The sequence below is a fragment of the Bacillus sp. (in: firmicutes) genome, from assembly GCA_017656295.1.
Taxonomy (GTDB): domain Bacteria; phylum Bacillota; class Bacilli; order Bacillales; family JACDOC01; genus JACDOC01.
The window spans coordinates 1-14,882 of the sequence record JACDOC010000012.1 but is presented as its reverse complement, the minus strand read 5'-3'; the positions used below and the strand labels follow the sequence as shown (position 1 = coordinate 14,882).

Sequence of the window (14,882 nt, the reverse complement as noted above, 5' to 3'; positions counted from 1 at the left end):
CCTATACCGTCAGTAAAAAATATTTTATTTCAAAACCTTTACAATTATTGTATAAAAATTCAAAACGCCAATCCCCATCATTTTTTACCATTTTGTTTGTGATTCGAAGGAACCTTTTGTACGATAGAGATGAGATTATTTAAGGAGGTTGTTTCCGATGGCCCGAACAGAATCGAATATGTTTCCGCTTGGAAAAGAAGCACCACAGTTTACATTGCCTGATGTTGTTTCTGGAAAAAATGTTTCCTTAAACGACATCAAATCGGACGTAGCAACAGTAGTCATGTTCATTTGTAACCACTGTCCATTCGTCAAACATGTGCAACATGAGCTTGTTCGACTAGCGAATGATTATATGCCAAAAGGAATTTCATTTGTGGCAATTAACTCTAATGACGTCGAAAACTATCCAGATGACTCACCAGAAAAAATGAAAGAGGTTGCCGAAGAGCTTGGTTACCCATTCCCTTATTTATTCGATGAAACTCAAGAAGTGGCGAAAGCATATGACGCTGCATGTACTCCTGATTTCTACATTTTTGACGGCGACCTAAAATGCGTATATCGTGGTCAATTGGACGACTCTCGACCTGGAAATGACATCCCGGTTACCGGTGAATCTATTCGCAAGGCCCTTGATCAATTGTTAAAAGGGGAGCCAGTTGATCCAAATCAACGTCCAAGCCTTGGCTGCAACATTAAATGGAAAAACCAATAAGTGAATTCCAGCTCTGTTCTTCTATATAAAAATTCCCCCATTTCCTTTACCAATCGAATGGGAAATGGGGGATTTGTTTGTCTACGATCATTTTATATCTATTAATCAAACGTTTGATTAATAGATGTATTCCTTGAAAGATAAGGTTCGTTTTTATTAAACAAACGTATGTTTAACAATCATATTCCTTATTTATTTTTTACCATCGCTTTAGCTATGCACGCAGCTAATTGGGCGTTATTTTTGACAAGCGCAATATTCGCTTCGAGACTTTTTCCTTCTGTTAATGTCTTCACTTGATCCAATAAGAATGGAGTTACTTCTTTACCTGTAATCTTCTTTTCTTCCGCTTCTTGAAGGGCTTGGTTGATGATCGAATGAATATAGGACTCTTCAAGTTCATGTTCTTTCGGAACAGGGTTGGCAATGACCAATCCTCCTTGTAAACCTAATTCCCATTTCAATTGAATAAGCTCAGCTATTTCTTCTGGTGTGTCTAATTGATAGTCTACATGATACGGGCTTGTTCTTGAATAAAAGGCTGGTAATATATTGGTGCCGTATCCGATGACTGGTACACCGTTGGTTTCTAAATATTCTAAGGTAAGACCTAAATCTAAAATCGACTTCGCCCCAGCACAAACGACCGCCACGTTTGTCTGTGCCAGCTCTTGTAAGTCAGCGGAAATGTCCATTGTCTTTTCTGCTCCCCGATGCACACCACCGATTCCACCAGTTGCAAACACTCGAATGCCAGCTAAATCCGCACAAATCATTGTTGCAGCCACCGTTGTCGCTCCATGCTTTTTCTTCGCTAAAATATACGGAAGGTCTCTTCGGCTTACTTTTTCAATGTCGTTGCTTGTTCCTAAAAATTCGATTTCCTCTTTCGTGAGACCTACTTTTATTTTTCCTTCAATAATGGCAATGGTTGCTGGTACGGCTCCGTTTTTTCGAATCACTTCTTCGACTTCAAGAGCCGTTTCTACATTTTGTGGATACGGCATGCCGTGTGAAATAATTGTCGATTCTAACGCAACGACTGGTTGATTGGATCGTAAAGCTTCTTTTACTTCTTCTGATAAAACAACATACGTTGATAGCTTCATTGTTCGTCCTCCTTTTGAAAATAAGTGTTTACAGTATGTAATAATCGCTGTTTGTTTAATTCAGTCGATACCGTTTCTTTAGTTGAAAGAGTAATAATCGAACAACTCATCCCGTATTGACAAGCCTCTTTTAACGTTTGGTTTTGCCAATGTCCGAATAAAAAGCCGGCAATAAAGGCATCTCCAGCACCAGTCACATCGACAACGTCGGCCTTTGGGGCATCGATGAGTCCGTATTCTTCTTTTGATTTATAGACAACCCCATCTTTTCCCCTTGTAATCACAACTTTCTCACAACCTAACGAAAGGAGTTGATCACAAACACTTTCCAAGTCTTCCTTCATCATATTTGTGTACGTTCTTGCTTCATGCTCATTGGCAATGAAAAAGTTAACACCATGTAATTGAGCAGGTAACTTTTTAATTTTCAATGACGACACGGGAGCAAGACATAATGTTTTTTCTTCTTCCCGACAAAATTGAATGACCCAATCAATCGACTCTGCTGATATATTCGTATCTAAAACAATTACACGTGCATTCAACAGCTCTTGCCGAAAGGTCTCCATCACTTTTGGGGTCATCGTGTCATACACATTCATATCGGCAAATGCGGTGATCAACTCCCCGTCACGAGAAAGGATCGCGGTATACGATCCAGTATTTTGTCCAGTAACATGCATTACCAACCGTGTATCTACATATTTTCCTGTATCTTCAAGCAATTGCTCACCTTCAGCATCGAGGCCAACCGTACTAACTAAGGAGACAGGTATATTGAGTCGTCCTAAATTCTCTGCAATATTTCGAGCGACTCCTCCAGTTGTTGATAAAAATTGAATGGGGTTTGACGTCCCCATTTGAAGCTCATCCACATATCCTTTTCGATCAATGTTGGCCCCACCGATACAAATGATTCGTTCATCCGCTGGAAGTACATACGCTCTACCTAAAATTTTCCCTTGCTTCATTAACGATGAAATATATCCAGCTACCGCTGGACGAGAAATTCCTAAGGAATCTGCTAATTCTTGCTGGGATATGAACGGATTGACTCGTATATGCTCTAAAATTTGCTTTTCACGTTTGTTCAACTCCATCCCCCCCCTATTGAAACGGTAATTGTCTGTTATTTGTATAGAAAATAAACAATTGTTTAGATTTTAAACAATTGTTTATATCATACATAAAAACGGTTGACTTGTAAAATTTGTCAGACGTCTTACTTACCTATTTAAGTTTCGAATTTCTTTTTGATAAATGTCATGAAGTTGAGATTGTTTTTTCGTATGAACAACGGCATACGGCTCGGTTCTTTGTGCCCGGTTTGTTAACTGGAAAAGTTTCGTTACTGGATCAGGGAGGGCTTGATGAGGGACAGGTACGTAAAACATTTTTTCTTTTAACGGTTGATGGGCCGCCAAATGGAATCCCCAAATACCAAAGGACGGAACAATCCGTTCATATGGTAATGTGAATAATCCCGCCGCTTCCATCGTCTTCGCAATACTCCAAAAGACGATTGGTGTATCTTCTGTTGAGTTGGATTGACAGACGAGCGTACCCGTTTTTGATAGTCGTCTTGCGATTTTCTCGAACAGTTCTTTTGTGTAAAGTTCGGCAATCACTTCGTCTACAGGGTCCGGAAAATCAATAATAATAACATCATATTGTTTTTGGCATTTTTCGATAAATGCATTGGCATCTTTCACATGAACCGTGACACGCGAATCAAAGAACGCTCGGTTGTTTTGCTTCGTTAACGCTGGAACCGTCCGAGCAGCCTCTAATACAACCGGATCAATATCGACTAACTCCACTTGTTGTACATCCGGATATTTTAATACTTCTCTAAGAGCTAACCCATCTCCCCCACCTAAAATAAGGACACGTTCTCGTTTGTCGTTCCATGACATCGCCGGATGAACAAGTGCTTCATGATAATAACGTTCATCGATCGAGCTAAATTGCAACTCATAATCTAAATAAAGACGAAGGTCGTTTGCTTCGACGATAAAAATATCTTGAAACGGACTTTTTCCTTGATAATGGACATGATGTTCTCCGCTTAATATTTCTTTTAATTGAATTATATCCCACTCATTACTTTGGTTTGGCTTGATCATTTGGAGATGCTCCATTTGGGTAGTTAATCGATTGTCTTTATTTTGAGAAGTCCATTGTTTTCGTAAAATTGGGTCTGAATGAGTTTTATTTCCTCTAGGTACATAGTAAACTTGAGTGAATTGCGCTCCAATTTGTTCAGTAAATGTTTCAATGGCCTTCCATAACCGATCCGTTGATGTGTCTCCGCACGTGTACAAATCGAGTGCCGCATACTTTTTTTCTGGCCACGTGTGTATGGAAAAATGAGAGGTACTTAACACAATGACTCCCGTTACCCCTTCTGGATAGAAGGGATGAAAATGACTCGATAACTTATTCATTCCAACTTGATTCACTATGTTGCTCATTTCTTTTTCCAACCATTCGCCTGAGTTCAAACGACTTTCCGAACAACCGTAGGATTCAATAATAAAATGGTGACCCGTAGTATCCATCTTCGTTCCCCACTTTCGCCTTTTTCACAAAATATGTACAATCTTTAACATTCGCTTGTATGTTTGTCTATAAAAAGCGTTAGACACTTATGAAATTCAGGTATGGAAGGAATAATTAGGAGATGTTACGTTGGTCAGGACATGTGAATCCGTTAGATGTGTGGCTTATTGGACAAATTACTCTAGTTTTAGGATAGGGGCTTGGGGGGACAGGGACACACTAAGAAATGGAAGGAGGTAAAAGGTGATCCCTTTTTTACGTTCATCATAAGGAAGGGGGCACAACTAGAATGTTTGCCTTCTTGTCTTTTATTACTATTTTTCCGAATAGTAAAAACATAAATTTAATGTAACATAAAGCTATGATATAATTATGTTATGTTACATCGGAGGAAGTGCAATGAAAACTGTTGAAGCAATTAAAGATGAAAAACAACTTCTATCAATAAAAGCATTTTTAAAACGACGTTCACTGCGTGACTATTGTTTATTTTTGCTTGGAATTAATACAGGTATCCGAATTAATGATTTACTGCATTTACATGTAAAAGACGTTATGAGCGAATCAGGTGAAATTCTTCACTACCTTCAATCCTCTGTTTACACTGATCCACCCGTATATTTTAACGATCATGTTCGTAACTCTTTACGAGCATATATTCAAGAAAGTTTACTCAGCTACACCGATTACCTTTTTCAATCAAGAAAAACGAATGAACCAATTACTCGTCAGCAAGCTTACCGAATTATTAATGAAGCAGCTAAACTATCAGGAGTGAAAGGTTCAATTGGTACCCACACACTTCGTAAAACATTCGGCTATCATGCGTATAAAAAAGGAATTGCGATTTCACTCATTCAAAAAAGGCTGCAACATTCCACTCCCTCTGAAACGCGTCAATATATAGGGATTACAAATCAAAATCCTGTTTATATCCAATTGGATGTAAATTTATAACAAAGAGAGTGAGTTGACAACCATGTTTGAAGATATTTTGCATACAGATACATTTGTTTTACTTACAGCTATTTTATTTATCACTGGTATCTTGACCACGAAATTTTCTTCTCGTATAGGAGTACCTGCTCTTGTTCTATTCATGGTGGTCGGTATGGTTATGGGAAGCGATATATTAGGGATTATTTATTTTGACAACGCAAGTGCCGCCCAACTTATAGGGGTCTTTGCCCTTATTATTATTTTGTTTGAGGGTGGACTTCAAACAAAATGGAGTACGCTTCGCCCTGTTATTCTTCCTTCTCTTTCTCTTGCAACCATTGGGGTTATTTTAACATCTGGAATCGTCGCACTTGCAGCAAAGATGATTCTTGACCTTGGATGGCTAGAAGCAATCCTGTTTGGTGCAATCGTTGGTTCTACAGATGCAGCTGCCGTGTTTGCTGTGTTAAAGGGACAAAATATTAATGAACGCGTTGGTAGAACATTAGAAGCAGAATCAGGCTCGAACGACCCGATGGCTGTCTTTTTGACAGTTGCAATGATTGAATTGATTACGATGCCCGATGCAAATGCACTAACGTTGGTTGGTTCTTTCTTTGTACAAATGGGGGTTGCTCTTATCGTTGGTTTTCTTTTCGGTAAATTAGCCGTTGCAGCTTTAAATCGCATTAATCTTGATTCAAGTGGGCTATATCCCATTTTCGCGATTGCGTTTGCTTTACTCACATACGGGATCACGGCTTTTCTGAACGGAAGTGGTCTTCTTGCCGTGTACGTATTAGCTATCATAATTGGAAACGCAGAAATTGCATACCGGCATTCGATTTTTCGGTTTTCAGAGGGCTTTGCATGGATGATGCAAATATTGATGTTTGTCATTTTAGGTCTTCTTGTTTTCCCATCCGAGCTCTTTACGTGGACCATTTTCTCAAAAGGTATCTTAATTTCAGCAATTTTAATGCTTATTGCTAGACCGATAGCTGTTTTTGCTTCTACGATTAAAATGAATTATACAAATAAAGAATTATTATTTCTTTCATGGGCAGGATTAAAAGGTGCGGTGCCAATTGTCCTTGCCACATTCCCTATGTTGGCACATATTGAAAACAGTCAACTTATCTTTAATGTTGTTTTTTTCGTTGTGATGACGAGTTGCTTAATTCAAGGAACAACTATTACCTATTTAGCTGAAAAACTTGGATTAACGGGTCCACAGAAAACTACTCCGATGCATTCGCTTGAGCTCATTTCGCTTGGAAAAGCAGATGCAGAAATGATTGAATACGAGATAGAGACCGACTCGGCCATTGTAGGCAAATCATTACAAGATATTCCTTTTCCAGACGGTTCTTTAGTCAACGCAATTATTCGAGAAGATCAGCTCATTACACCTACTGGAAACACCATCATTCATGCAGGAGATTTCCTCTATATCCTTACTTCAAGAAAGAGTAAAAATCAATTAAAACAGCTTTTACAAGAAAAGAATAAAAACAGTCAATTAGATGAGGAGAGAAAGAATTTATCTAATTCTGTATAACGAAATTGATTGATAACAACCACTTATCTTGTTGGGTAAGTGGTTGTTTTTATTATAAAAGGAGGGGGGTGATTCAAAAATAACATCCTTCCGCACGATGGGAAGGATGTTTAAATCGATGTGGAGGTGTCCAATTGAGGGTTTTCTATGTTAAGTCCGAAATCTTCTGGTTGAATTTCACTCGATTTTGGTAATTTCCATAACCTTGGAATAAGGAGCCAAAAGAATGCAATGAATAAAAGTCCTAATGCTGGGGAAGCGAGCACATGCGTACTTCCAATTTTTAATGCCAACACCCCAGCAATGAGGGACCCAAGTGGCATCGCTCCAACAGATACACTGCCTAAAACAGTGGACACGCGAGCTAAATATTTCGTCGGGACGACAGATTGAACGACAGCCGCCATGACGACATTGGTCGCACCGATTGGCAGTAAAGATAAGGCGAGTAAAATAAGACTTGCATATGTATTTGGTACGTAAATGGCACTTGCCCAAAGAGCCGCGGAGCCAGCATAGGAGAACACAGCCACTTTACCAAGTGGGAAACGTTCAATCGTTGAGGCAAATAACGTCCCTATCAAGATTCCAAATGAAAGGGCCGCTAAATAAAATCCATAGACAGACGCGCCCCCACGATGATCGGCGTAATCCGGCAATACTCCATTCACCATTCCAAAAGCAAAGTTGGCAATTAATCCGCCTAGGGCAGCTACAAAAAATAACGAGCGAAATACAATATGTAACCCTTCTTTTAATTGTTTTCCATACTCGCCAAAGGATGATTCTTGTTTTTCCATATTAAGACGTTCAATCGGCAATTTTAACATCGAGAAAATAAGCATAGCGGCTAAAAAGATGACGGTATCAGCCAATAAAATCGTCGTGGCCCCAAATGTCGCAATAAGCAAGCCTGCTATTGTCGTAAAAACGAGTTCCATTCCGTGAAAAGCAAAAGAAAATGCGATATTTCCTTTGACTAATTGTTCTTTTTCTAAAATCACTGGTAAAAGGGCGGACTCCATCGGAAAGACAAGTTGGTTCATGAGCGCTAGTAAAGGCATGATAACTAAAAGAAACTCAACAGTTAGCCAATTGAAATGAGCCACAATCGGAATAAACAAAACAACGATTGCTTGAGCCAATTGAGTCAAAACAAACGTCTTTTTTATGGGCAAACGCTCTACAATTGGTCCAAAAAACATTTGCAACGCATTCGGAATTAAGACTAGAAATCCTGCAAGTCCCGTGTAAAACGTCGAGCCCCCAAGCTGGTGAACGAGCCACATCGTCGCAATCGCATACAAACTATCCCCAGCGTTGGATAATAAGCGAGCAGAAAACAGTTGAACATATGTTGGATTTTCCCAAATTGACACTTTATCCCCTCCTTTTTCCACCTCCCCATTTTATCATAGGATTTAAATTTTATGACAAAATTTTCATTTTTTTCAAATAATATTATTTACAGCTGTTCGTAAAATGGGGCCATGATGCACAGGGACGCTCAGTTCTTTTAATTTCGCTTCCAACACGATATCTATATCGTAACGTTTCACACCTAATTTAATTGTTTCCACATTTCCTTTCCTTTCCTTTTAAAAATGCTCTACCCTGAAATAACTGTGGATCACTTTTGCTGTATTTTATTCATCCATGTGACAATTTTTATTGGCATGGGTGTCTGTTGAACGATACTGTTGATATTTATACATTTCTCTGCAGGCGGACGCTTTTTTAGGGCAAGCCGCTTCCCTCGCTACGCTCAAGTAACGGTCTTGCGGCTTCTTGTTCCCGCTAGAGTCGCCGCCGTGTGAATAACTAATCAACAATGACATTGAAAAAAAGAAGGACAACGCCATGCTGCCCTTCTTAGTCATTCCATTTTTCTTCTTTTTTATAGACAGGATAACCTTCGAGTTTTATATCCGGTCCCACTGGTGTTACCGTAAAGCTTGTCAATTCAATGGCTTCTTTCATCAACGCTTTTCCTTCTCCTTCGAAAAAGGTTGGAGCCATGCGCCCGCCAATCAATTTCGGAGCCACGTAAACGACCACTTTATCGACAAGACCGTTGTTCAAAAACGAGGCGTTCACCTCGCCGCCTCCTTCGACAAGAACAGAGGAAATTTGCTCTTCTCCAAGTATGCGCACCACTTCTTTCACATCGACCCGGGACGGATGACTCGTTACCAATACTCGAATTCCTTGGTCCTCAAGTGCTTCTTTTTTCTTTTTATCATACGCTTCGCTTGTAAAAATCCACGTCTCCGCTTCGTTATTAGCTACCACACGGGCATCGAGCGGAATTTTTAACGTCGAATCCAGAATGACGCGTAGCGGATTTCGTCCATGAGGAATGCGGGTTGTGAGCTGTGGATTATCTTTTAAAACCGTATTTACCCCCACTAAAATCGCCCGATGTTCATGACGAAGTTGGTGCACATCTTCTCGCGCTTTTTCTGACGTAATCCATTTACTGTCAGCAGTATAGGTGGCGATTTTTCCATCAAGCGTCATCGCTGATTTAAGGGTGACAAACGGAAGCTTTGTAGTGATGTACTTATTAAATACTTCATTCATTCTTTTCGCTTCTTCTTCACACACCCCAACAATAACCTCCACACCCGCTTCTTCTAACATACGTACTCCGCGCCCAGAGACAAGCGGATTCGGGTCAAGGGTGGCGATAACAACTTGTTTTACACCAGCACGGACCACCGCTTCCGCACAAGGACCTGTTCGACCGTAATGTGAACAAGGTTCTAATGTCACATACATCGTGCTCCCTTTTGCAAGGTTCCCGGCCATATTAAGCGCATGAATTTCCGCATGCGGTTCTCCTGCCTTTAAGTGAGCCCCAATTCCAACGATGCGATTGTCATTGACGATTACCGCTCCAACCAGTGGATTCGGATCGGTTTGCCCTTTCATTGCTTTTGCATTTTGAATGGCTAACTGCATGTAAAATTCATGATTTGCCACTGATGAGTGCGCCTCCTTCGTATCCAGTTAGGTTTAAAATTGAAAACACACGTAACTCAATGTTCCGTATTCGTATGCTCGAAACAATAATTGAGGCTTGTCCATCGTTCCGCTTCCCATCGCGATAAATAATGGAACAAAATGTTCGGGACGAGGGATTGCCATTGACGCATGTGGGGCGAGCTCTTCATAACGGAAAAGTGCGGCGAGATCTTTCTTTTGAACATGCTCAATGAGCCAGTCATCAAATTCCACTGCCCATGGCTCTGGTGTTTGTTGGCCCCATTTTAGCAATCTTAAGTTATGAACGGTGGCTCCGCTTCCAACAATTAAAATATCTTCCTCTCCTAGTCCGCGTAAAGCTTCGCCAATCCGATATTGCTCTTTAGGTGGTAAAAACGGATGAACGGATATTTGCACAACCGGAATATTGGCATCCGGATACAAATGCTTTAATACGCTCCATGAACCGTGATCGAGTCCGCGCTTCGTATCGATTGTTGTAGAAATTCCATGTTCTTCTAATCGTTGTTGGACAAGGGCTGCCACTTCTTTTGACCCTTTGGCCGGATATTGTACTTGGAATAACTCTTCAGGAAATCCATAAAAATCATGGATCGTTTCGTATTCTCCCTCAATAGAGGAAATCGTCAATACCTCACGTTCCCAATGGGCCGTGAAAATCACAATGGCTTTTGGCTGAATCTGTTTACCTATGTTTTGTAAAAATTTTGTATACTCATTATCTTGTATCGCAATCATCGGCGAGCCGTGAGCTACAAACAAAGATGGAGCCATGGGATTGAAACCTCCTTATAGCGATAAGCTAAAATTTTCTTTCATTGTACCATCTTCAATGCTGTGATTGCCGGATTGATGCTCAGCATATTTATGGATGCGCCAATATTTAGTTTCTATGTACCTTTTTGTATAGACTATGTGCCAAATGCGAGATTCTATGTGCTTATAAAGAACTTTTATGTGCCAACTACGAATTTCTTTAGTACTAATACCTCATCTAGATAAAAAAAGCGAGCCGCTAATGGCCCACTCGTTATCGATACATTGTCCACGTGCCGATATCTTGAAAACCAAGTCGCTTATATATTTTACCGGCATCTGGATTATCATAAAATAAGCATAAATATTTTCCTTCTTGAATGAGATCAGACATGATACGCTGCAGGATGGCGCTCGCGTATCCTTTTTGGCGATATTCTTTATCGGTGCACACGGCAACGATCATGGCTGAGAAGGAGTTTTCCGCAGCTGTGGACGCAGAGGAAACAATTTTCCCATCCTCTTCGATCACATACGTTCGACCGGTGTTAGTTTCAATAGATTTTATAAGCATGTCCCGTGAGCTAGGAGTGATTTGAAACTCGTCAATGCGGCTTCGTAGGTCCATGATACGATCGACATCATCAATCGTTGCTAAACGAATATCATAAGGTAGTTCTTTTTGTACATGCTCGGTCGACTTACATTCGGCAAAATACATGACACGTTTTTTCCCTAGCGGAATGTCAGTTAACCGTTCAAATTGCTCTACCACATCCGATTTACCTGATAGCTGAAAGTCACCGGAATACGAACGTATAATCTCAGCAAAACCTTCCACATCATAAGAAGCTTTCGCATAGGGAATAAAAGAATTATAGAAACGTAATAATACCGCTTTTAATTCCCCGTGTTCATCGAAGTCTCCCCATAGTTCTTGAAAATCTGGGTCATAGCCAAACTGTTCGATATCTCCTATGATAAATAGGTTCATCGAAGATTCTTCTTTTAAAAAAACAAACACCGCTTCGTGATCTTTCGAAGTCAACTTTCGAATCATCCTTCTCCCCCCTATTTTCATTTATCTGTTTATTCAAAATTTTATTTATAAAACAATACCATTTCATCAATTTTATGGCAATATATTTTTTTACGATGATCCTATAAAGCAAATACTTAAGGGAATAATTCAATGAATAAGAGCAAAACACATTAATTATGAGAAAAAATCCAAAATTTATGAGAAAAAATTGAACTTTTATGGGAAAAAATCTAAATCTTATGGGAAAAAACCCACGTTTACGAGAAAAAACCTAATTTTTTCATGGGAATAGGACTATTAGAAATTATTTTTAAGAATTTCCTTCCCCTTTTGTACGTACTCTATCATCACTTCTTTCGGTACCATGCTTCCACCGGTTGCCCAAGCGATGTGAGTCGCCTGTTTCATTTTATCTTGAAGGCCATTTTTTAAGACGAATTGTTGGCCGCTTTCAAAGCGAAATAGGTTCGTTGGACCAATAACTCCGGCTAAAGCAGACGGTTCAAGTAAGATATTCTCCGTCTCCTTCATTTTTGTAAGTAAGGCGTATAACTGCTTATCAGACACTGTGTAGACACCGCTTATTAGTTGTTCAAGCGTTTTTCCGACAAAACCGGATGGCCGGCCGACAGCTAATCCGTCTGCTTCGGTTCGATTATCAATGCCAAAATCTTGAACGGCCACTCGATCGTGTAAACCAGTCATTAATCCAAGCAGCATACATGGTGAGTGGGTCGGTTCGACAAAAAAGCAATGTACATGGTCCCCAAATAGTAGTTTTAAACCGAATGTTACTCCACCAGGACCACCGCCCACTCCACACGGAAGGTACACAAAGAGAGGATGTTCTTCATCAATGACGATCTTCATGTCATCAAGTTGCTTCTTCAAACGGTACGCGGCCACTGCATAGCCAAGAAACAAGTGTTTCGAGTTTTCATCATCAATAAAGTACATCTTTGGATCTTTTTCCGCTTGCTTTCGTCCTTCTTCTACCGCTCGGCTGTAATCGGAACTGTTTTCAATCACGGTGACCCCTTTTTCCCTTAACAAGTCCTTTTTCCACTGTTTCGCATCCGCCGACATATGTACAAACACTTGAAACCCTAATTGGGCACTCATGATGCCGATGCTTAGCCCAAGGTTCCCCGTTGACCCAACAACTATCGCATATTGCGAATAAACTTGTTTAAATCGTTCACTATCGATGATGGAATAGTCATCCTCTTCCGAAAGCAACCCATGTTGCATGGCCAACGCTTCCGCATGTTTTAACACTTCGTAAATTCCGCCTCTTGCCTTAATGGAACCAGAAATGGCGAGATGGCTATCGCATTTTAGTAACATCTCCCCCAAAATTTCCTGACGGTACAGCTGCTCTAATTCCCGTTTCATATTTCGAATAGGAACGAGCGGGGACTCAATGATCCCGTGATTTTTTGCTGTTTCCGGATACACTTTCGTGATATAAGGAGCAAATCGTTCCAACCTTTTCGCCGCATCCAGCACGTCTTTTTCCGTTAGGCTGATTCGTTTCATCGCTTCTTCCAGAGGGGCGTACTTCGGATTTGTCCAAAACACTTCCTCCGTTTGGATCATGTTTTTAAGTAAAGGGTATTCCTCTAGCCATTGAGAGAGCATTTTACCTTTAATAACCGGATTGTTCATAGTTTCACCTCTTAGAATCGAAAAAATTAATGGTCCTGCACCTTTTATACTTTTATGGGCTGACTTTAATGATGATATTTTTTGATCAAGTACTTTGTCCCAACAAACGCAATTCCCCTAGATAACAAAGCAATGAACAGTGGCATGCTGTAGCTTAGTAGATAAGTGTGAATTTTGTTCCCTTTCAACACGAGGCGTGTAAAACATGGTGAGAAGGAACCCTAAAACGAGTTAGAAGGTGAAAGAAGACAGCAAAAAAGCTGCTGATAAACAGAAGCGATGTCTTACCTAAAAAAGTTCTTTTTCCACGAATCGATTACCCCGCTACTTTCCTTTTGCTAAATTTCCGATCATAATAAACAGAAAGACCGACAATGATCGGTGTTAATACGATGGTCGGTAAGAACCATAATAGCAAGCTGACTGATTCGATATTTAATAATCTCGGTGCACCAAACACCGTGAAAGCGGTATTGGTCGCAATGGAACAGCCTAACATCCCACTGAAGTGTTCAAACCACCAATGCATTTTTCGCTTTGGCTTATGGAGCCAATAACGTAACTGTACAGTACTAAGAAACACCCCTAATAGCGGAAACCAGGTAAGCAACGGAAAATCTTTTATATACCCATAAATACTCATTCCACTCGAAGATATCAACAATAACATCGGGAACCCTAAATCCCCCACATGTGTATGCCGTTCTTTTCTTGTTTTAAATCGTAACACACGAATTCCATAATAAGCGGTGGATGAGCTTAAAATGGATATATACAGCAAAAATAACGAAAACGAGACCAACACAGGTGAAGTAGTTGGATCAATAATTCGATAGATTGCCATGTACACCGCTGTTATCGCCACAATCACCATTCCAATGACGTAAACCCATCCGGAACGAACGTGAAGTGTTCCCCCTTTTTTTGTCACGACCGGAATCCAAAACGTCAATAATGCTGTAAATCCGCCCATAATATGCAAAATCCTCATCCATTCAAAAAGCTCCATGGCAAGCCCCTCCCTTTTTAAAAAAATTGAGAACTTTTAAGACTATCGTACCAATGACCGACCTCTAGGCGCTATATGAATTTCATTTTTTTACAAATATGTAATCACACTACTGATTAAAAAGAGGAAAGGCATTCACTTTTTGACATTGGCTTGTATTTTACGTCACTTGGCTTGTACTTCTCGCTACTTGGCTTGCACTTCCCGCCACTCGGCTTGCACTTCTCGCTTCTTGGCTTGCACTTTCCGGCACTCGGCTTGCACTTCCCACTTCTTGGCTTGCACTTCTCGCTACTTGGCTTGCACTTCTCGCTTCTTGGCTTGCACTTCTCGCTACTTGGCTTGCACTTCTCGCTTCTTGGCTTGCACTTCCCGCTACTTGGCTTGCACTTCTCGCTTCTTGGCTTGCACTTCACGCTACTTGGCTTGTACTTCTCGCTACTTGGCTTGCACTTCCCGCAAGATCGATTTAAATTAACGCAGGTTGGCTTTCACATCTCGCGGGTGGG

13 protein-coding genes are annotated in these 14,882 nt (G+C 40.4%); 3 read left to right on the top strand and 10 right to left on the bottom strand.

The features are described from left to right. Window positions 1-157 precede the first annotated feature (157 nt). Window positions 158-718: a thioredoxin family protein gene (locus H0Z31_10545; protein MBO8177879.1), complete on the top strand. Its 561-nt coding sequence runs from the start codon at window positions 158-160 to the stop codon at window positions 716-718. A 188-nt stretch (window positions 719-906) separates the two neighbouring features. Here H0Z31_10545 and H0Z31_10540 read toward each other — a convergent pair whose 3' ends face one another. From H0Z31_10540 to speD, 3 genes are all read right to left on the bottom strand, one after another. Beyond that, window positions 907-1,827 (bottom strand): pseudouridine-5'-phosphate glycosidase, encoded by a 921-nt coding sequence (locus tag H0Z31_10540; protein MBO8177878.1) that lies wholly within the window; start codon window positions 1,825-1,827, stop codon window positions 907-909. After that, window positions 1,824-2,921 carry a winged helix-turn-helix transcriptional regulator gene (locus tag H0Z31_10535; protein MBO8177877.1) on the bottom strand — a complete coding sequence of 366 codons (1,098 nt, stop codon included), beginning with the start codon at window positions 2,919-2,921 and terminating at the stop codon, window positions 1,824-1,826. The genes H0Z31_10540 and H0Z31_10535 overlap by 4 nt, the downstream gene beginning before the upstream one ends. A gap of 132 nt (window positions 2,922-3,053) precedes the next feature. Beyond that, window positions 3,054-4,388, bottom strand: a complete 1,335-nt coding sequence (gene speD / locus H0Z31_10530; protein MBO8177876.1) for an adenosylmethionine decarboxylase — start codon at window positions 4,386-4,388, stop codon at window positions 3,054-3,056. 400 nt (window positions 4,389-4,788) lie between these two features. On the opposite strand from speD, the gene H0Z31_10525 reads away from it, so the two are divergent. Both H0Z31_10525 and H0Z31_10520 read left to right on the top strand, forming a co-directional pair. Beyond that, window positions 4,789-5,346, top strand: coding sequence for a tyrosine-type recombinase/integrase (locus H0Z31_10525; GenBank protein ID MBO8177875.1), 558 nt, complete (start codon window positions 4,789-4,791; stop codon window positions 5,344-5,346). A gap of 22 nt (window positions 5,347-5,368) precedes the next feature. Then, a complete protein-coding gene (locus H0Z31_10520; GenBank protein MBO8177874.1) occupies window positions 5,369-6,889 on the top strand; it encodes a potassium/proton antiporter in 1,521 nt (506 codons plus the stop codon). A 110-nt stretch (window positions 6,890-6,999) separates the two neighbouring features. Here the strand turns inward: H0Z31_10520 and H0Z31_10515 are convergent, their stop codons facing one another. From H0Z31_10515 to H0Z31_10485, 7 genes are all read right to left on the bottom strand, one after another. Then, on the bottom strand, window positions 7,000-8,268 hold the full coding sequence (locus tag H0Z31_10515; protein ID MBO8177873.1) for an MFS transporter: 1,269 nt from the start codon (window positions 8,266-8,268) through the stop codon (window positions 7,000-7,002). A 267-nt stretch (window positions 8,269-8,535) separates the two neighbouring features. Continuing rightward, complete coding sequence (locus H0Z31_10510; GenBank protein MBO8177872.1) at window positions 8,536-8,751, bottom strand: hypothetical protein; 216 nt, start codon at window positions 8,749-8,751, stop codon at window positions 8,536-8,538. 10 nt (window positions 8,752-8,761) lie between these two features. Then, entirely contained in the window at window positions 8,762-9,874 is a 1,113-nt protein-coding gene (ribD, locus tag H0Z31_10505; GenBank protein MBO8177871.1) for a bifunctional diaminohydroxyphosphoribosylaminopyrimidine deaminase/5-amino-6-(5-phosphoribosylamino)uracil reductase RibD, read from the bottom strand. A 33-nt stretch (window positions 9,875-9,907) separates the two neighbouring features. Next, window positions 9,908-10,672, bottom strand: coding sequence for a dioxygenase (locus tag H0Z31_10500; protein ID MBO8177870.1), 765 nt, complete (start codon window positions 10,670-10,672; stop codon window positions 9,908-9,910). A gap of 256 nt (window positions 10,673-10,928) precedes the next feature. After that, complete coding sequence (locus H0Z31_10495; GenBank protein MBO8177869.1) at window positions 10,929-11,714, bottom strand: GNAT family N-acetyltransferase; 786 nt, start codon at window positions 11,712-11,714, stop codon at window positions 10,929-10,931. Window positions 11,715-11,993: 279 nt separating this feature from the next. Beyond that, window positions 11,994-13,364, bottom strand: a complete 1,371-nt coding sequence (locus H0Z31_10490; GenBank protein ID MBO8177868.1) for a D-serine ammonia-lyase — start codon at window positions 13,362-13,364, stop codon at window positions 11,994-11,996. Between the two features lie 316 nt (window positions 13,365-13,680). Next, on the bottom strand, window positions 13,681-14,373 hold the full coding sequence (locus H0Z31_10485) for a DUF2306 domain-containing protein (GenBank protein MBO8177867.1): 693 nt from the start codon (window positions 14,371-14,373) through the stop codon (window positions 13,681-13,683). Between the last annotated feature and the right edge of the window lie 509 nt (window positions 14,374-14,882).